The sequence below is a fragment of the Leclercia sp. UBA5076 genome, from assembly GCF_002416465.1.
In the GTDB taxonomy this organism is placed as follows: domain Bacteria; phylum Pseudomonadota; class Gammaproteobacteria; order Enterobacterales; family Enterobacteriaceae; genus Enterobacter.
The window spans coordinates 246,541-263,502 of record NZ_DIAO01000003.1; the positions used below are offsets into that span (position 1 = coordinate 246,541).

Genomic DNA, 16,962 nt, shown 5'->3' on the forward strand with positions numbered 1-16,962 from the left:
GGTTGCCGTTTTGCTTTTATTACGCGACCTGCTGACTTTCTTCTTCTGCACGCTGGGCCTCTTCGGCCTCCTGCGCCAGCAGCTGCTTCTCGTACACCTTAAAGAACGGGTAGTAGATGATGGCGGAGACCATCGCTAACAGCAGGACCAGGATCGCCGCCCTGAAGTCCCAGCCCAGCGCCCAGGCAGCCCCCACCGGCGCAGGAGCGGTCCAGGGAACCACCGAAATCACGCGGCCAATCAGATCCAGCTTCATCGCCGCCCACGCCAGCACCGCGTTGACCATTGGCGCCAGCAGGAACGGGATAAAGAACACCGGGTTCATCACGATAGGCGTACCGAAGATCACCGGTTCGTTGATGTTGAAAATACTCGGCACCACGCTCAGCCGTCCAATGGAACGCAGGTGCGCCGAACGGCTACGCAGATAGCAGAATACCAGCCCCATCGTGGCCCCGGAGCCGCCAATCACAATGAAGAAGGTCCAGAACGCCTCCATAAAGATGTGTGGCAGCGGCGCGCTTTGCGCCAGCGCGGTCTGGTTCATCCCCAGGTTGGTGAGCCAGAACATCTGCAGCATACCGGAGACAATCGCCGCCCCGTGGATGCCCGCAAACCACAGCAGGTGACCAATCAGCACCGCCAGCAGGATTGCCGGCAGCGAGTCCGCCGCCGCCACCAGCGGTTTAAAGATGGCCATGATCGCCTGCGGGATCAGCATGCCAAACTGCGACTGAATAAGCAGGCTCAGTGGATAGAGGGTTAGCACCACCACCAGCACCGGGATCAGCAGGTCGAAGGAGTTCTTGATCATCGGCGGCACCTGGTCGGGCAGGCGAATACCGATATTGTGCGCCTTCAGAAAACGCATCATCTCCACGCAGTAGATCGCCACCAGAATGGCGGTGAAGATCCCCGTCCCGCCGAGGCTGTCCACCGGCAATGCGCCTTTGGTTTTTGGCGCGGCGATCAGCAGAAAGGCCATCAGCGACAGCATGGCGCACATGAAGGGATCGAGCTGATACGCTTTCACATAATGCTTGCCCAGGTTGTAAGCGATAGCGGCACAGATATAGAGGGACATCACGCCCATCGTCATATCGAAGGGGGTGAGGATCTGGCCTTCAAACTGTTTTGCCATATCCAGCCAGGCGCGGGCAAAGCCCCATGTGGTGTCCGGCGAAAACGGCGGGTAAGCAAACACTAATAAGAACGAGCCCACAATCATAAACGGCATCGCGGAGATAAAACCGTCGCGGATCGCCATCACGTGACGCTGGGAGGAGATGCGTCCGGCAATGGGGCTGACATAGTTTTCAACAAATCGGAATATCAGGTTAAACGCAGCATGGTTGGCAGACATAACGGCTCTCCTGTCAGACGATCGTTTCGGGCGTTGTGACGCCGCACGGTGTTCCATATACCACTTTCACCACCTTGCTGGCTCGCTTACCAGCGGGACTGCTCAAACGGATAGGTTTCATAATCGACTCTTATTATTGGATACAGGGGAAGTGACGTAATCAGTATTAATCTCCGCATCATGGTCTGCAACCGGTTACTGTAACCGGTTTCCGTGATTGTGAAGATGATCCAGAAATCGCTGATATCAGAAGCGTGTGACCTGGTAAATATTTACAGGGCATCATCTCTTATGACCGACTACACAGAGTATTTTCTGGAGGAAACAATGAGTTTGCAGTCTGTGCGCCAGTTTTTTGCTGACCACGCCCCGGATGTTGAAGTCATCGAACTGGGTCAGAGTACCGCTACCGTTGCGCTGGCTGCCGAGGCCCACAACGTCGCGCCGGGTCAGATAGCGAAAACGCTGTCGCTAAAAATTAAAGATGAGGTGATCCTCGTGGTTGCCAAAGGCGATGCGCGTCTTGATAACAAAAAGCTGAAGCAGACGTTTGGCGCAAAGGCCCGAATGCTGAGCAGTGACGAGGTGGTGACAATCACAGGGCATCCTGTGGGTGGCGTCTGCCCTTTCGGACTGGAAACGCCGCTGGCGGTCTATTGCGACATCTCTCTCAGACAGTATGCGGAAGTGCTGCCCGCTGCCGGTGCGATCCACAGCGCGGTGCGTATTTCTCCGGAAAGAATGGCCGAACTGACGCAGGCAACATGGGTAGACGTTTGTCTGTAAGTCCCGCGCCAGAACCGTTCTGGCGCAGACTTTTGCATGGATTATGAAAAGTGTTGGGAAATGAAGCGCGAATTGCGGGGATCCGGGACGGGAAAATGGGTCAGGATATCCGCTGCGTGCAGTAATCCCACGTCGGAACGCACCCCGAGCTTAATCATGGCATTGAATTTATGCGCACGAATGGTTTTGATGTTGCGATCGAGCCGGGTGGCAATTTCCGGGATGGAGAAGCCGCACGACATAAACTGCAAAATGGCGCGCTCGGTTGGGCTAAGCAGTCTTCCACGATGAATATTCCAGTGGTTATTATGCCCGTCATTAACCCGTCGGTTCTCGCTCAATATTTTGCTCAGGTGCTCCTGCAGGTCGGCGAGCGGCTCAGATTTGAGGATCACCCCATGCAGGCGTGACGGCGAAAGCTGATTAATCAGGCTCGCTTCTGCCTCATCTGATGCCAGTACGATTCGCTGAATCATGCCGTATGTGGCAGCCACTTCCTTAATACAGACCAGGCAATTACGCCGCTCTTCCCGCTCATCCGAGAGGGAGTAAATTAACGACGTGTATGGAACAAAACTAAGTGAGGACTGGAAACTATTAATGTTATTAAACAGGTGGACTTCATAATTTTTAAGTGCGGGGCTGGCAAAAAGATGCTTAAGCCCCATACCACTCATCATGCACTTTTCGACGATAGCGATATGTCTTTTGTTCGCGTTCTTTTCCATTCGTCTTGCTCTCCATAGGCAGAGAATAAACTCAGCTCTTTCATTCCCTTAGTGCTGTTAATCCACGCGTACATTTCGGCATTACTTGTTAAAGCAAGTCTTCTCATGGCACTGTTTTTTTGCGCACTTACCGTTTTATTACTCTTTTTCAGCAATGCGGCGATTTGATTAATTCCCCATCCTTTTCCCAGTAAGCGTAATACTTTGCGCTCCGAGAAGGTCAACATGACTTCATCCTGGTTGTCATATAAATCATCTGGATCGGGTATTAATAGCGTCTGGCTAATACGTTCAGCGTTTTCGCTACCCGCCTGGATAGCCTTAACCACACTTTCGACGGGCTCCATGTTGGATAGCAACGTACTTTCTGGACGCATCAAGTGCTCAACAGCGAGGGGATAAATTGCCCGAGAAACCAAAAATATCCAGTGAATATCCCGATACTGATTTTGTAATGCGTGATACTGATTGCATATATTAAGCGGATTACGCTGTTCATCTGAAATATCAACGATGACCACAACTGCGCGACGCAATTGGAGAAGCGTCAGTTCTTCATGGGTCCGACAGTAAGAACAATCGTAGTCCGGGAAATAGCGTGACATAATGCTACCGAGGCCGGTCTGCATTATGGGTGATTTTCCAATTATTATTACACTTTTACAGATCAATGACGGCATTTGCGCTCCGAATCCATTCATACGTTCATTCCACGTCGTTCATCTAACTTAATTACCTGTTTGTTTAACAGGGCGACGTAAAAATGTAATGTCTTTCCTTTTTCATTAGCTGAGCGAAATGAGAGTGCGATAAGAATCAGCATCACAAATATATACACCGCCAAAACAGCATTAATATCGCAAAATAACCCTTCAATGTTAACCTGTAGTGCATTATATTTTTAAAAAGAGAAAGTTAGATATTCTAAATATAGATTTAATAAATATGTAAATATAAAAACCATAGAAATTAATAATTAATGCGCTCAACGAAAAGTATATTTACCGCATCAATCTGCTCAAACCTTGATCTGGCCCAGAGCAAACGCTACCGGCTTGTGTGCTAAAAGTAGACATTCCGGCTATCCACCCGTCACTCTCTCCTCAGGGCAAAAGATGCAGGCAGATCAATCCTCACAACGCGCCGTCACGCGACTGTGTATTCAGTGCGGCCTTTTTTTATTGCAACACGGTGCCGAAAGCGCCCTGGTGGAGGAGCTTTCTACCCGACTGGGGCTGGCTCTGGGTATGGACAGCGTAGAGAGCGCCATCTCCTCTAACGCGATTGTGCTGACCACCATTAAAGCGGGCCAGTGTCTGACCTCAACGCGTAAAAACCACGATCGCGGGATCAACATGCACGTCGTCACCGAGGTGCAACACATCGTGATCATGGCGGAACACAAGCTGCTGGATGCGCAGGGGGTCGAAAAACGCTTCAGCCAGATCAAGCCGTTGCGCTATCCACGCTGGCTGGTAGTGCTGATGGTGGGCCTCTCCTGCGCCTGCTTCTGTAAACTTAACAACGGCGGCTGGGATGGCGCTATGGTGACTTTTATCGCCAGCACCCTCGCCATGTACGTGCGTCAGGTGCTGACAGGCCGGCATCTGCACCCGCAAATTAACTTCTGCATCACCGCCTTTGTCGCCACCACGGTTTCCGGCCTGCTGCTGCGGCTGCCGGGTTTTGCCACCACCCCGACCATCGCCATGGCCGCCAGCGTGCTGCTGCTGGTGCCGGGCTTTCCACTGATTAATGCCGTGGCCGATATGTTCAAAGGTCACATCAATACCGGTCTTGCCCGCTGGGCGATAGCCAGTTTACTCACCCTCGCCACCTGTATTGGGGTGGTGATGGCCATGACGTTATGGGGACTTCGCGGATGGGCGTAATCGATTTTCTCTGGGCGCTGGCCCAGGACATGATGTTGTCGGCCATTCCGGCGGTGGGTTTTGCCATGGTATTTAACGTACCCCATCGCGCCCTGCCGTGGTGTGCGCTTTTGGGGGCGATCGGCCACGGCTCGCGTATGACGATGATGACCGCCGGGATGAATATCGAATGGTCGACCTTTATGGCCTCGATGCTGGTGGGCAGCATTGGGATCCAGTGGTCGCGCTGGTATCTGGCGCATCCCAAAGTCTTTACCGTCGCGGCGGTGATCCCGATGTTTCCGGGCATTTCGGCCTACACCGCGATGATCTCGGCGGTGAAAATTAGCCACTTTGGCTACAGCGAAGCGCAGATGATCATGCTGCTGACTAACTTCCTGAAAGCCTCGTCAATCGTCGGCGCCCTCTCAATCGGGCTGTCGATCCCCGGGCTATGGCTCTACCGCAAACGCCCCCGGGTTTGAGAGTTGTGTTCTCCCGCTGCCGTGGTGATAATCCTCTGCTCTCATGTGGCTAAGTAAGGAGCAGATGTGTCTAACCCCGGCAGCGAAAACGCGGAAAACGGCGACGGCTCCCGCCTGAAAGACAAAATCTTCCTCAGCGCCCTCTCGCTGTTTGCCGAGTACGGGCTTAACGGCGCTCGCATGGAGCAGATCGCCGAGAAAGCGGGCACCACCAAACGGATGGTGGTGTATCACTTTAAGACCAAAGAGAACCTCTACCTGCTGGTGCTGGAATATGTCTACACGCAGATCCGCGCCAGTGAGATGCAGCTCAGCCTGGATGCAATGCCGCCGGTAGAAGCGCTGGTGGAGCTGGTGGAAACCACCTTTGACTATCACGCCGACCATCCGGACTACATCCGCATTATCTGTATGGAGAACATGCAGCGGGGCCGGTTTATGCAGCAGTCGGCCTTGCTGCGCCAGGTGAACCGCAGCGCGCTGGATCTGCTGGAAACCATCCTCAAACGCGGCAAAGAGAAGCAACTCTTTAACCAGACGGTGAACGCCCGGGATTTGCATCGCCTCATCAGCAGCTTCAGCTTTCACTATGTGGCCAACAGCTACACCTTCACCCTGCTGTTTGAGGATGGCGCTGATGAACAGGCCCAGCGGCAACACTATCGAAAAATGGCGGTTCAGGTTGCCTTGCGTTATACCTGTCCTTAGCGCTTTCACCCCTGAGATAAGGAACCTACCATGTCTTTAGAAAAAGTTGTCTATACCGCCAAAGCCAAAGCTACCGGCGGCCGTGATGGTCGCGCCACCTCGTCCGACGGCGTGCTGGATGTCAAACTGGGCGTCCCCAAAGAGATGGGCGGCGCGGGCGGTGAAGTCACCAACCCGGAACAACTGTTCGCGGCGGGCTACTCAGCCTGTTTTCTCGGCGCCATGAAATTTGTGGCTAACCGCGACAAAATCACCATGCCGCAGGATGCCTTTATTGAGGGCGAAGTGGGGATCGGGCCGCTGCCAACCGGGTTTGGCATCGAAGCGAAACTGAATATTCACCTGCCAGGGATGGACGCCAGTGAGGCGAAAAAGCTGGTGGATGCGGCGCACATTGTCTGCCCGTACTCTAACGCCACCCGCAACAATATCGATGTGACGCTGAATATTATCTCCTGATTTTTCAGGGGGTCAGGGAGCGGGTTTCAGACCCCTGCCTGCCCCCTCCTCTCTGTGCTACCATAAGCCCATATCTCGTCCGCAGTAACTCAGTAGAGAAGTATTATGTCCTCCAGAATCCTGACCACCAGCGTCACTGGCATTGATGCCTTTATGCACGATCCCCGCGGCGTGCTGTCCAGGGCGCAAGGCGGTACTGTCGCCGTTTTCGCCGATAACGCACCGGCTTTTTACGCCATCACGCCGCAGCGTCTGGCCGAGCTGCTGGAGCTGGAAGCGCGCCTGGCGCGCCCGGCCAGTGACGTCACTCTGGATACCCAATTCTTCGAGGAGCCTACCAGCGCGCCGGTTGCGGTGCCGATGGGCAAATTCGCCATGTACAGTGGCTGGCAGCCGGACCTCGATTTCCAGCGTCAGGCGGCGCTGTGGGGCATTGCCCTCACCCAGCCCGTCGCCCCTGAGGAGCTGGCCGCCTTTACCGCGTACTGGCAGGCGGAAGGGAAAGTCTTTCACCATATCCAGTGGCAGCAGAAGCTGGCGCGCAGCGTGCAGATCAACCGGGCCAGCAGCGGCAACCAGGCCAGACGCGATGTGAATACCTTTTCAGAACCGGATAAACAGATCCCCCACGGATTCCGAGGTGCCAAATGAAAGAGTTCGGCGAACTGATGAAACGTCTGCAGAAGATCATGCCCGCTAACGTCAAACCGGCCTTTACCACCGGTGAAGAGCTGCTGGCGTGGCAAAAAGAGCAGGGTAAGATCCGTGCGGCGGCGCTGGCGCGGGAGAACCGCGCCATGAAGATGCAGCGCACCTTTAACCGCTCCGGCATTCGTCCTCTGCATCAGAACTGCTCCTTCGACAACTACAAGGTGGAGACCCAGGGACAGCTCCAGGCTCTGCAACAGGCGCGCCAGTACGTAGAAGAGTTCGACGGCAACATCGCCAGCTTTATCTTCAGCGGCAAGCCGGGCACCGGCAAAAATCATCTCGCGGCGGCCATCTGCAACGAGCTGCTGCTGCGCGGTAAATCGGTGCTGATCATCACTGTGGCTGACATCATGTCCGCCATGAAAGATACCTTCAGCAACCGGGAGACCAGCGAAGAACAGCTGTTGAACGATCTGAGTAACGTGGATCTGCTGGTGATTGATGAAATCGGCGTGCAGACCGAATCGCGCTATGAAAAGGTGATCATCAACCAGATTGTCGATCGCCGCTCCTCCTCCAAACGCCCGACCGGCATGCTGACCAACCATAACGTTGAAGAGATGACCCGTCTGCTGGGCGAGCGGGTGATGGATCGCATGAAACTGGGTAACAGTCTGTATGTGATTTTTGACTGGGAAAGCTATCGCAGCCGCGTTACCGGTAAAGAGTATTAGGATATTTACCCAAGTCCTGCACTGTCGCGAGGTTTATACTGGCTGCCATTCCGCCCCGGCGGGCAATCGACAGAGTAGGTCTTATGAAAACACATTTTCTTCTTAGCGCCGCAGTCAGCGCCCTCCTGATGACGGGTACAGCCCAGGCGGCCTCCTCCTGGCAGGATACGCTCAACAGCGCCGCCAGCCAGCTCAGCGCGGGCAGCAGCAACAGCACCACTACAACCTCCCAGAGCGGTGGCCTCTCCCTCTCCTCGCTCACCGGTCTGCTCAACAACGGCACCCAGTCGCTCTCTGCCAGCAACATGAATAACGCAGCCGGGATCCTCGAGTACTGCGCCAAAGAGAAGCTGGCCTCGATGACCGACGCCACCAACATTAAAAATCAGGTGCTGGGTAAGCTGGGTCTCGACACCCAGGAAGAGCAGCAGCAGGACACCAACTATCTGGAAGGGATCCAGGGTCTGCTGAATGCCAATAACGGCGAACAGCTGAATCTGGAAACCATCGGCAACTCTCCGCTGGCGAAGAAGGTCAAAGCCCAGGCCTGTGATTTTGTCCTGAAACAGGGAATGAGCTTTATCTCCTGATCCCCGACACGCCGCGACGGCTGCCGCGGCGTTTCTCCCCTTCCCCGCAGAAAGCGACGCCCGTCAAACATTCGATTTTCTAAACCAAATCCTAACAACAGCACAATTGCGTGACACTACAATTGCAGCTTGATGGCATCGCCATTACATTGGATCATCCAAAAATTAAACAGTTAATCCGCCAATCGGCGGATGCCTTTGTTGAGGATAAGCTGTTGTCAGAGTTTATTTCTGTTGCCCTGTTTATCGCCTCGGTGGTTATCTATTCCCGCAAAGCGGGTCGTAACACCTGGTGGTTTGCCGTCACCCTGCTGGTGCTGGGGCTTTTTGTCGTACTGAACATTACCCTCTACGCCAGTGACTACTTTACCGGCGACGGCATTAACGATGCTGTTCTCTATACCCTGACCAACAGTCTGACCGGTGCCGGGGTTAGTAAGTACATACTTCCAGGTATTGGTGTGGTGGTTGCCCTGGTGGCGGTATTCGGCCTGCTGGGCTGGATCCTGCGCCGCCGCCGTCATCATCCGCATCATCTCGGTTATAGCCTGCTGGCGCTGGTGCTGGCCCTCGCCTCGGTGGATGCCAGTCCGGCGTTTCACCAGATCACCGAGCTGGTGAAATCCCAGTCCCGCGATGGCGATCCCGACTTTGCGGCGTATTACAAAGAGCCGGGTAAAACCATTCCGAACCCGAAACTCAACCTGGTCTATATCTATGGCGAAAGCCTGGAGCGTACCTACTTTGATAATGACGCCTTCCCGGATCTCGCGCCGGAGCTGGGTGCTATCAAAAATGAGGGGATCGATTTCAGCCACACCGCGCAGCTGCCTGGCACCGATTACACCATCGCCGGCATGGTCGCCTCCCAGTGTGGCATTCCGCTGTTCGCCCCGTTTGAAGGTAACGCTTCCGCATCGGTGTCGAGCTTCTTCCCGCAGAATATCTGTCTCGGCGATATCCTGAAAAACTCCGGGTACGAGAACTACTTCATGCAGGGCGCCAACCTGCGTTTCGCCGGGAAAGATGTGTTCCTGAAGTCCCACGGTTTTGACCATCTCTACGGTGCAGAAGAGTTAAAAACCACCGTCGCGGATCCGACCTACCGTAACGACTGGGGCTTCTATGACGATACGGTGCTGGATGAAACCTGGAAAAAATTCGAGGCGCTGTCACAGTCCGGCAAACGCTTCTCGCTGTTTGCCCTGACGGTGGATACGCACCACCCGGACGGCTTTATCTCCCGCACCTGCCAGCGCAAGCGCTATGCCCTTGACGGCAAGCCCAATCAATCCTTTAGCGCGGTGGGCTGTAGTCAGGAGCACATTGCGGCGCTGATCGAAAAAATCAAAGCCTCGCCGTACTTCAAAAACACGGTGATTGTGGTCTCTTCCGACCATCTGGCGATGAAAAACACCGCCTGGGATGCGCTGAACAAGCACGATCGCAGCAACCTGTTCTTTATCCTGCGTGGCGATAAGCCGCAGCAGGAGGTGATGGCCGTGAAGCGCAACACCATGGATAACGGCGCGACGGTGCTGGATATCCTCGGCGGGGATAACTTTATCGGCCTGGGCCGCAGTAGCCTCTCCGGGCAGTCGCTATCTGAAGTGTTCCTCAACATGAAGGAAAAAGTGCTGGCGTGGAAACCGGACGTCATTCGCCTGTGGAACTTCCCGAAAGAGCTGAAAGAATTCACCATCGACAGCCAGAAAAACATGATGGCCTTCTCCGACAGCCACTTCCGCCTGCCGCTGCTGCTGCGCGTTTCCGATAAGCGAGTGGAACCGCTGCCGGAAAGCGAATACTCGGCTCCGCTGCGCTACCAGCTGGCGGATTTCGCCCCGCGGGATAACTTCGTCTGGGTCGATCGCTGCTACAAGATGGGTCAGCTCTGGTCGCAGCCGCTGGCGCTCTCTACCGACTGGTGTGTTTCTCAGGGCCAGTTAGGCGGCGAGCAGACCGTGCAGCATGTCGATAAAGCGCAGTGGAAGGGCAAGACGGCGTTTAAAGATACAGTGATCAGCACCGATCGCTATCAGCGCAACGTCGACATGCTCAAGGTGTCCGACAACGACATCCGCTACAAGGCTGACAGCTTTGTCTTTAACGTGGCCGGGGCGCCCGAAGAGGTGAAGCAGTTCAGCGGGATCTCGCGTCCGGAATCCTGGGGACGCTGGTCTAACGCCCAACTGGGTGATGAGGTGAAGATCGAATATAACCAGCCGCTGCCGGCGAAATTCGACCTGGTGATCACCGCCAAAGCCTGGGGACCAAACGCTAACAAACCGATTCCGGTACGTATTGGCGATAAAGAGCAGACCCTGACGCTGGGGAACGAGGTCACCACCACGACGCTGCATTTCGACAACCCGTCGCACAGCAGCACGCTGGTGATTGTTCCGCCTGCACCGGAGTCCACTAACGAGGGGAATATTCTCGGCCACTCTCCGCGCCAGCTGGGGATCGGGATGGTGGAGATCAAAGTGGTTAACGCGGAAGGGTAAACCCGGGAGAGGCTCGCCTCTCCCGCTTCGCAAGAAAAAAACAGCGCCCAACACCTCCCCGGGCGCTGCATGGCAACCGTTAAAAGCCAATCACGCCCTTAATCAGACCGCGATTATTAATCACCTCCGCCTCATACACTTCCGCCAGCTCACGAAACGCGTAGCGGTGGGTCAGCATCATCTCTGCCGTCAATTTGCCTTCAGCCATCAGCCGTCCCACTTTGGCGAAATCCTCCCCGGTGGCGTTGCGGCTCCCCATCATGGTGGTCTCTTTCTTATGAAACTCCGGATCGGAGAATTGCAGATCGCCCTTGTGCAGCCCGACAAAGACGATGGTACCGCCGTGGCGGATCAGATTGACGGTATTGTTCATCGCCTGCGGATTACCGGTAGCGTCAATCACCTTCTGCGCCAGGGCCCCGTCGTATTCCGCCCGCAGCCGATCGGTAAAATCGGCTGCCGAGGGATCGAGCGCCGCTACGCCCAGAGAGCGCTGCACATGTTCTCGCCGGGCGGGACTGGTATCGGCGACCACCACCCGCGCGCCATCCGCATGCGCAATCGCCGCCGCCCCCAGGCCAATCGGTCCGGCCCCCACAACCAGCAGGTGCTCTCCCGGCTGAATGGCTGCGCGGCGTACCGCATGGGCGCTTATCGCAAACGGCTCGATCAGGGCCGCCGCCTCGGGGTCGATCCCGTCTGCGGGCAGCAGGTTGCTCACCGGCACCGACAGATACTCGCTAAAACCGCCGTCCTGATGTACGCCGATCACCGAGATAGCTTCGCAGCAGTTGGTTTTGCCGCTCAGGCAGGCCGGACAGTGCTGGCAGGCGACGTAAGGAATGACGGCTACCTGCTGGCCTTGATGCAGCGTGCGAATATTTTTGCCGATCCCTACCACCTCGCCACATATTTCATGCCCAAGCACGCGGGGATAATTAAAAAAGGGTTGATTGCCGCCCCAGGCATGTATATCGGTCCCACAAATGCCCACCGTTTTTATTTTTATCAGCGCCTCATCATCGCCGGGAACGGGCACTTCCCGCTGCGTCCAGCGTAATTTTTTCGGTTCCTGACATACCAGCGTATTCATCGTCATCATTTTTTGTTTCTCCCGTTCTGTCGTGGTTTCAGATATTGATGAAAACGCAAAATAACGGGTGGGCAATAAAGGGATTTGTGAATTGCCGCGCATAAAGCCGTTTTAAATAGGGTTTTAATGCCCCCTTTTCTGCCAGAAGGAATCTTTCATGAGCCGTTCGCAAAATTTGCGTCATAACGTGATTAACCAGGTGATCGACGACATGGCGAGGGGCCACATTCCGTCACCGCTGCCCTCACAAAGCGCGCTGGCGGAGATGTACAACATCAGTCGCACCACCGTGCGCCACATCCAGGCCCATCTCTGCGACTGCGGCGTACTGACGCGGGTGAACAATGACTACGTGATTGCCCGCAAGCCCGACGCCAGCGATGGCTTCAGCTGCGAGATCGCGCCGCTGGCCGAGCAGACCCGGCTTTTTGAGCAGAGCTTTTTGTCGATGATCAACCAGCGCATTCTGCGTGCCGGAGAGGCCTTTTCGGAGCTGGCGCTGGCGCGTAGCGCAGGCGTCAGCCCGGTGGTGGTAAGGGAGTACTTACTTAAATTTAGCCGCTACAACCTGATCGAGAGCGAAAAGCGCGGCCAGTGGCGAATGAAGCAGTTTGACCAGTCGTGGGCTGAGCAGCTATTCGAGCTGCGCGAAATGCTCGAAACCCACGCCCTGCAGCATTTCCTCAATCTGCCCGACAGCGACCCGCGCTGGCTCCAGGCCCGCACCCTGCTGGAGGAGCACCGCGCCCTGCGCGACAGCATCGGCGACAGCTTCCGCCAGTTCTCCCGGCTGGATCGCGACTTCCACTCCCTGCTGCTCTCCGCCGCCAACAACATCTTTTTCAACCAGTCGCTGGAGATCATCTCATTCATCTTCCATTTCCACTACCAGTGGGATGAGAGCGACCTGAAGCAGCGCAATATCATCGCCATCGATGAGCATATGACCATCCTTAGCGCGCTTATATGCCGCAACGATCTGGATGCCAATCTGGCGATGCGTAATCACCTGCATACCGCGAAACAGTCGATGATCCGCTCCATTAACCAGAGCGCGACGGTCTTTTATTAAGTACCGATTAAAAACAGCAAATCTTTACGGACAGCACGCTTCCGCGATCGGACACACGCGGGAAAATAACGGCTGCCTATGCTCACCGGGAGTCGACTTAATTTTTTATTGCGCGGTGAGGAATGCGGATATTCCATCACTTATCGTTATAGATATTTCTCTAATAAAAGATCAGAGAATACCCCTACAATAATTCAGGAGTCCGGCGTGGAAAAAAGCAATATAACTCTCGACCCGCAGACCACCTTTGACAAAGAAAAAACAACAGATATTTCTCTGCCGCCAACAGGCGCTATTCAGCGTAGCGCGCGAATAAAGCGCATCCAGACGACAGCGATGCTGTTATTGTTTTTTGCCGCGGTCATTAATTATCTCGATCGCAGCTCGCTGTCGGTGGCAAATCTTACCATTCGCGAGGAGCTGGGTCTCAGCGCCACCGAGATCGGCGCCCTGCTATCGGTGTTCTCGCTGGCGTATGGTATCGCCCAGCTGCCCTGCGGCCCGCTGCTGGACCGCAAAGGCCCGCGCCTGATGCTGGGGCTGGGAATGTTCTTCTGGTCGCTGTTCCAGGCGATGTCCGGGATGGTTCACAGCTTTACCCAGTTCGTGCTGGTGCGCATCGGGATGGGGATTGGCGAAGCGCCGATGAACCCCTGTGGCGTAAAGGTAATTAACGACTGGTTCAACATCAAAGAGCGTGGCCGTCCGATGGGCTTTTTCAACGCCGCCTCGACCATCGGCGTGGCCATCAGCCCGCCGCTGCTGGCGGCAATGATGCTGGTGATGGGCTGGCGCGGGATGTTTATCACCATCGGCGTATTGGGTATTTTCCTCGCTATTGGCTGGTACATGCTCTATCGCAACCGCGAGGAGCTCGAGCTGAGCGGCGTCGAGCAGGCGTACCTCAACGCCGGTAGCGTTAACACCCGTCGCGATCCCTTAAGTTTTGCTGAATGGCGCAGCCTGTTCCGCAACCGCACCATGTGGGGAATGATGCTGGGCTTTAGCGGCATCAACTATACCGCCTGGCTCTATCTGGCCTGGCTGCCGGGCTATCTGCAAACGGCCTATAACCTGGATCTGAAAAGCACCGGCCTGATGGCGGCCATTCCGTTCCTGTTTGGTGCAGCGGGGATGTTAGTCAATGGCTTCACCACCGATGCGCTGGTGAAACGCGGCATGGCGCCGGTACGCAGCCGTAAGCTGTGCATTATCAGCGGGATGCTCTGTTCGGCGGCCTTCACCTTCGTGGTACCGGAAGCGACCACGGCGATGAGTGCGGTACTGCTGATTGGGATGGCGCTGTTCTGCATCCACTTTGCGGGCACATCGTGCTGGGGATTGATTCATGTGGCCGTGGCATCACGGATGACCGCCTCGGTGGGCAGCATTCAAAACTTCGCCAGTTTCATCTGCGCCTCGTTTGCCCCGATTGTCACCGGGTTTATCGTCGACACCACCCACTCGTTCCGCCTGGCGCTGATCATCTGCGGCTGCGTCACGGCGCTGGGGGCGTTAGCCTATATCTTCCTGGTGCGTCAGCCGATCAGCGATCCGCGTCAGCAGTAATAGTGCCGGGTGGCGGCTTCGCCTTACCCGGCCTACAAAATCGTAGGCCCGCGCAAGCGCAGCGCAGCCGGGCACAAAAACAGCGCCCTGCCTGAACAGGGCGCTATTCACATCAGAAGGTTTCCCAGTTGTCACCGCTGTCGGTAACCGCCGCTTTGCGCGTCGTTACCGGCGACGTCACGGTTTTCACCGCCGCGTGTGCATGGGTTTTCTGCTGCTCCTGCTGAATGCGGAACACCGCCACGGCCTGAGTCAGACGGCTCGCCTGCTCTTCCAGTGCCGCTGCCGCAGCCGCAGATTCCTGCACCAGCGAGGCGTTCTGCTGGGTGACGCGATCCATCTCGGCCACCGCCAGACCCACCTGGTCGATACCGCGGCTCTGCTCATCAGAGGCAGAGGCGATCTCACCCATAATGTCGGTTACGCGGGTCACCGCGCTGACGATTTCACCCATGGTCTCACCGGCGCTTTCCACCAGCGTGGAACCCACTTCGACGCGACCCACGGAGTCCTCAATCAGGCTCTTGATCTCGCGTGCGGCCTGGGCGCTGCGCTGGGCCAGGTTACGGACTTCACCCGCGACCACCGCAAAACCACGACCCTGCTCACCGGCACGCGCCGCTTCTACCGCCGCGTTCAGCGCCAGGATGTTGGTCTGGAAGGCAATACCGTCGATCACGCTGATGATGTCAGCAATCTTCTGCGAACTTCCGGCGATGTCACGCATGGTTTGCACCACGTTATCCACCACTTTGCCGCCTTTCTGCGCGGTTTCGGATGCGCTCAGCGCCAGATGGCTCGCCTGACGGGCGTTCTCGGCGTTCTGCTTCACGGTGGCGGTCAGCTCTTCCATGCTGGCTGCGGTCTCTTCCAGCGAGGCCGCCTGCTGCTCGGTACGGGAGGAGAGATCGTTGTTACCCATGGAGATTTCGCTCGCGCCGCTGTAGATGGCGTTAGCGCCATTACGCACGTCGCCGACGGTACGCATCAGTTCAGCCTGCATGTGACGCAGCGTATCGGCCAGCTGCCCCATCTCGTTAGAACCTTCCACTTCGATGCGTTTCACCAGATCGCCGCCGGCGATATGACGAATGCTGTCAGTCAGACGGTTCAGCGGAGAGATCAGAGAGTGACGGATACCCAGCCACACGCCGACAATCACCACCAGCACCAGGATCAGCACGCTGAGCAGGATCCAGAGGGCCTGGCTGTAAGAGCTGTTGCTGTCGTCCACGGCGGTCTGATACAGATGATCGTTCTGCTGCAGATAGTTAACGTACTGCTTCTCAAAGCCATCCTGGTAGCTCTGGGTCGGCTGATCGAAGAACTCATTGATCTTGCCTGCGCCCAGCAGCTGGATCAGTTCGGCCAGCGCACCATGATAGATATCGTAGTTACGTTTGATTTCCAGCGCGGCGCCTTCACTCTGACGCGGGTCACGCGGCAGGGCTTCGTACTCCGCCCAGCTTTTTTCCGCCTGCTTCAGTGAAGCAGCAGCAATCTGCATCAGATCGTTCACGGTGGCACCGCTACCGATGTTGTTCTGATCCATCATGTAGCGGATGCCCGCGCGGTTCAGGGTGTTACGGGTTTGCAGCAACGCTACCCAGCTGCTGTTAAGCGTGGATTGTTGCTGACGAATGGTTTGCAGGACGGTGAAGTTTTCTTTGTCATGCTTCAGGGCATTAAAGAAAAGACCACCGGATGTGAGCTGTAATAGGCCAAAAATAACCAAAACCAGCAATAAGCTGGTAACAATCTTGATACGATTTAACATGATTTCTCATTCCACCAGACAGGTACAGAATTTTCGGCCTGGAATGGGAAAACTTTACGGAAATTGTGTTGATGACCGAAGCGATCTACTCCTCTTCCTGGCTGTTAACCTGCCCATCGCCCAGCGCAATAAACTCCTGTAGCAGCGCCGTCAGCTGCTGCATTTTTTCCGGCGTGTACCGCGCCTCAATCTGCTGATAGGCCTCTTCCACCTGCGCTTGGGCGCGTTCATACAGGGCGTTCCCCTCTTTGGTGAGGGAGACATAGAGCTTGCGCTGGTCGTTGAGCGGCTTTAAGCGCAGCACCAGCCCGTCGCGCTCCATACGCGTCAGGATCCCGGTCAGGCTCGGGCGCAGAATACAGGTGCGGAAGGCCAGATCATGAAAGTCCATCGACGGATGCTCCGCCAGCACGCGCACGATCCGCCACTGCTGCTCCGTCAGATTCTGCTGCTTGATAATCGGGCGAAAAAAGGTCATCGCGGTTTCCCGCGCCTGGAGTAGTGCGATAGTTAACGAATCGTGCATGGCGCTCCCACCTCAACATCATTAATAACGAAACAATCAATGT

Annotated in this window: 17 protein-coding genes; 11 read left to right on the forward strand and 6 right to left on the reverse strand. The window is 55.8% G+C overall.

What is annotated here, in order from left to right:
• Window positions 1-19: 19 nt before the first annotated feature.
• The gene (locus B3X29_RS02845; RefSeq protein WP_103178161.1) at window positions 20-1,363 is read right to left on the reverse strand and encodes a PTS sugar transporter subunit IIC; all 1,344 of its coding nucleotides are present in this window, start codon (window positions 1,361-1,363) and stop codon (window positions 20-22) included.
• Between the two features lie 327 nt (window positions 1,364-1,690).
• Here B3X29_RS02845 and B3X29_RS02850 point away from each other — a divergent pair, with 327 nt between their 5' ends.
• Window positions 1,691-2,149: a YbaK/EbsC family protein gene (locus tag B3X29_RS02850; protein ID WP_156653886.1), complete on the forward strand. Its 459-nt coding sequence runs from the start codon at window positions 1,691-1,693 to the stop codon at window positions 2,147-2,149.
• A gap of 41 nt (window positions 2,150-2,190) precedes the next feature.
• Here the strand turns inward: B3X29_RS02850 and bglJ are convergent, their stop codons facing one another.
• Complete coding sequence (gene bglJ, locus B3X29_RS02855; RefSeq protein WP_103178159.1) at window positions 2,191-2,826, reverse strand: DNA-binding transcriptional activator BglJ; 636 nt, start codon at window positions 2,824-2,826, stop codon at window positions 2,191-2,193.
• The gene (locus B3X29_RS02860) at window positions 2,826-3,557 is read right to left on the reverse strand and encodes a helix-turn-helix transcriptional regulator (protein ID WP_290503932.1); all 732 of its coding nucleotides are present in this window, start codon (window positions 3,555-3,557) and stop codon (window positions 2,826-2,828) included. Before B3X29_RS02860 ends, bglJ begins: the two co-directional genes overlap by 1 nt.
• A gap of 435 nt (window positions 3,558-3,992) precedes the next feature.
• Between B3X29_RS02860 and B3X29_RS02865 the strand changes: the two genes are divergently transcribed.
• The 8 genes from B3X29_RS02865 to opgB all read left to right on the forward strand — a co-directional run bounded on the left by B3X29_RS02865 (window position 3,993) and on the right by opgB (window position 10,882).
• Window positions 3,993-4,769 carry a threonine/serine ThrE exporter family protein gene (locus B3X29_RS02865; protein WP_103178158.1) on the forward strand — a complete coding sequence of 259 codons (777 nt, stop codon included), beginning with the start codon at window positions 3,993-3,995 and terminating at the stop codon, window positions 4,767-4,769.
• Window positions 4,760-5,233, forward strand: a complete 474-nt coding sequence (locus tag B3X29_RS02870) for a threonine/serine exporter (RefSeq protein WP_103178157.1) — start codon at window positions 4,760-4,762, stop codon at window positions 5,231-5,233. The genes B3X29_RS02865 and B3X29_RS02870 overlap by 10 nt, the downstream gene beginning before the upstream one ends.
• A 66-nt stretch (window positions 5,234-5,299) precedes the next feature.
• A complete protein-coding gene (locus B3X29_RS02875; RefSeq protein WP_156653884.1) occupies window positions 5,300-5,941 on the forward strand; it encodes a TetR family transcriptional regulator in 642 nt (213 codons plus the stop codon).
• Window positions 5,942-5,971: 30 nt separating this feature from the next.
• Window positions 5,972-6,400 (forward strand): organic hydroperoxide resistance protein, encoded by a 429-nt coding sequence (locus B3X29_RS02880; protein WP_103178155.1) that lies wholly within the window; start codon window positions 5,972-5,974, stop codon window positions 6,398-6,400.
• Between the two features lie 105 nt (window positions 6,401-6,505).
• The gene (gene dnaT / locus B3X29_RS02885) at window positions 6,506-7,051 is read left to right on the forward strand and encodes a primosomal protein DnaT (RefSeq protein WP_290503526.1); all 546 of its coding nucleotides are present in this window, start codon (window positions 6,506-6,508) and stop codon (window positions 7,049-7,051) included.
• Entirely contained in the window at window positions 7,048-7,785 is a 738-nt protein-coding gene (dnaC, locus tag B3X29_RS02890; RefSeq protein ID WP_103178153.1) for a DNA replication protein DnaC, read from the forward strand. The genes dnaT and dnaC overlap by 4 nt, the downstream gene beginning before the upstream one ends.
• Window positions 7,786-7,868: 83 nt before the next feature.
• A complete protein-coding gene (locus B3X29_RS02895; RefSeq protein WP_103178152.1) occupies window positions 7,869-8,375 on the forward strand; it encodes a DUF2501 domain-containing protein in 507 nt (168 codons plus the stop codon).
• A 215-nt stretch (window positions 8,376-8,590) separates the two neighbouring features.
• The gene (gene opgB / locus B3X29_RS02900) at window positions 8,591-10,882 is read left to right on the forward strand and encodes a phosphatidylglycerol--membrane-oligosaccharide glycerophosphotransferase (protein WP_103181024.1); all 2,292 of its coding nucleotides are present in this window, start codon (window positions 8,591-8,593) and stop codon (window positions 10,880-10,882) included.
• Between the two features lie 79 nt (window positions 10,883-10,961).
• Here the strand turns inward: opgB and B3X29_RS02905 are convergent, their stop codons facing one another.
• A complete protein-coding gene (locus B3X29_RS02905; RefSeq protein ID WP_290503527.1) occupies window positions 10,962-11,984 on the reverse strand; it encodes a zinc-binding alcohol dehydrogenase family protein in 1,023 nt (340 codons plus the stop codon).
• A 148-nt stretch (window positions 11,985-12,132) separates the two neighbouring features.
• Here B3X29_RS02905 and B3X29_RS02910 point away from each other — a divergent pair, with 148 nt between their 5' ends.
• Both B3X29_RS02910 and B3X29_RS02915 read left to right on the forward strand, forming a co-directional pair.
• Complete coding sequence (locus B3X29_RS02910) at window positions 12,133-13,047, forward strand: GntR family transcriptional regulator (protein ID WP_103178151.1); 915 nt, start codon at window positions 12,133-12,135, stop codon at window positions 13,045-13,047.
• Window positions 13,048-13,254: 207 nt separating this feature from the next.
• Window positions 13,255-14,616 (forward strand): MFS transporter, encoded by a 1,362-nt coding sequence (locus B3X29_RS02915; RefSeq protein ID WP_180209948.1) that lies wholly within the window; start codon window positions 13,255-13,257, stop codon window positions 14,614-14,616.
• A 112-nt stretch (window positions 14,617-14,728) separates the two neighbouring features.
• Here the strand turns inward: B3X29_RS02915 and tsr are convergent, their stop codons facing one another.
• Entirely contained in the window at window positions 14,729-16,393 is a 1,665-nt protein-coding gene (gene tsr / locus B3X29_RS02920; protein ID WP_290503528.1) for a methyl-accepting chemotaxis protein, read from the reverse strand.
• A gap of 85 nt (window positions 16,394-16,478) precedes the next feature.
• Window positions 16,479-16,919 (reverse strand): homoprotocatechuate degradation operon regulator HpaR, encoded by a 441-nt coding sequence (hpaR, locus tag B3X29_RS02925; RefSeq protein WP_103178148.1) that lies wholly within the window; start codon window positions 16,917-16,919, stop codon window positions 16,479-16,481.
• Window positions 16,920-16,962 lie beyond the last annotated feature (43 nt).

Bases quoted from the DNA above. Each gene is read 5' to 3' on its own strand.
- bglJ (WP_103178159.1), bottom strand. From the start codon at position 2,826: ATGAGTGGTATGGGGCTTAAGCATCTTTTTGCCAGCCCCGCACTTAAA.
- B3X29_RS02905 (WP_290503527.1), bottom strand. From the start codon at position 11,984: ATGATGACGATGAATACGCTGGTATGTCAGGAACCGAAAAAATTACGC.
- dnaC (WP_103178153.1), top strand. From the start codon at position 7,048: ATGAAAGAGTTCGGCGAACTGATGAAACGTCTGCAGAAGATCATGCCC.
- tsr (WP_290503528.1), bottom strand. From the start codon at position 16,393: ATGTTAAATCGTATCAAGATTGTTACCAGCTTATTGCTGGTTTTGGTT.
- B3X29_RS02850 (WP_156653886.1), top strand. From the start codon at position 1,691: ATGAGTTTGCAGTCTGTGCGCCAGTTTTTTGCTGACCACGCCCCGGAT.
- B3X29_RS02860 (WP_290503932.1), bottom strand. From the start codon at position 3,557: ATGCCGTCATTGATCTGTAAAAGTGTAATAATAATTGGAAAATCACCC.
- B3X29_RS02870 (WP_103178157.1), top strand. From the start codon at position 4,760: ATGGGCGTAATCGATTTTCTCTGGGCGCTGGCCCAGGACATGATGTTG.
- B3X29_RS02895 (WP_103178152.1), top strand. From the start codon at position 7,869: ATGAAAACACATTTTCTTCTTAGCGCCGCAGTCAGCGCCCTCCTGATG.
- hpaR (WP_103178148.1), bottom strand. From the start codon at position 16,919: ATGCACGATTCGTTAACTATCGCACTACTCCAGGCGCGGGAAACCGCG.
- dnaT (WP_290503526.1), top strand. From the start codon at position 6,506: ATGTCCTCCAGAATCCTGACCACCAGCGTCACTGGCATTGATGCCTTT.
- B3X29_RS02880 (WP_103178155.1), top strand. From the start codon at position 5,972: ATGTCTTTAGAAAAAGTTGTCTATACCGCCAAAGCCAAAGCTACCGGC.
- B3X29_RS02910 (WP_103178151.1), top strand. From the start codon at position 12,133: ATGAGCCGTTCGCAAAATTTGCGTCATAACGTGATTAACCAGGTGATC.
- B3X29_RS02845 (WP_103178161.1), bottom strand. From the start codon at position 1,363: ATGTCTGCCAACCATGCTGCGTTTAACCTGATATTCCGATTTGTTGAA.
- B3X29_RS02865 (WP_103178158.1), top strand. From the start codon at position 3,993: ATGCAGGCAGATCAATCCTCACAACGCGCCGTCACGCGACTGTGTATT.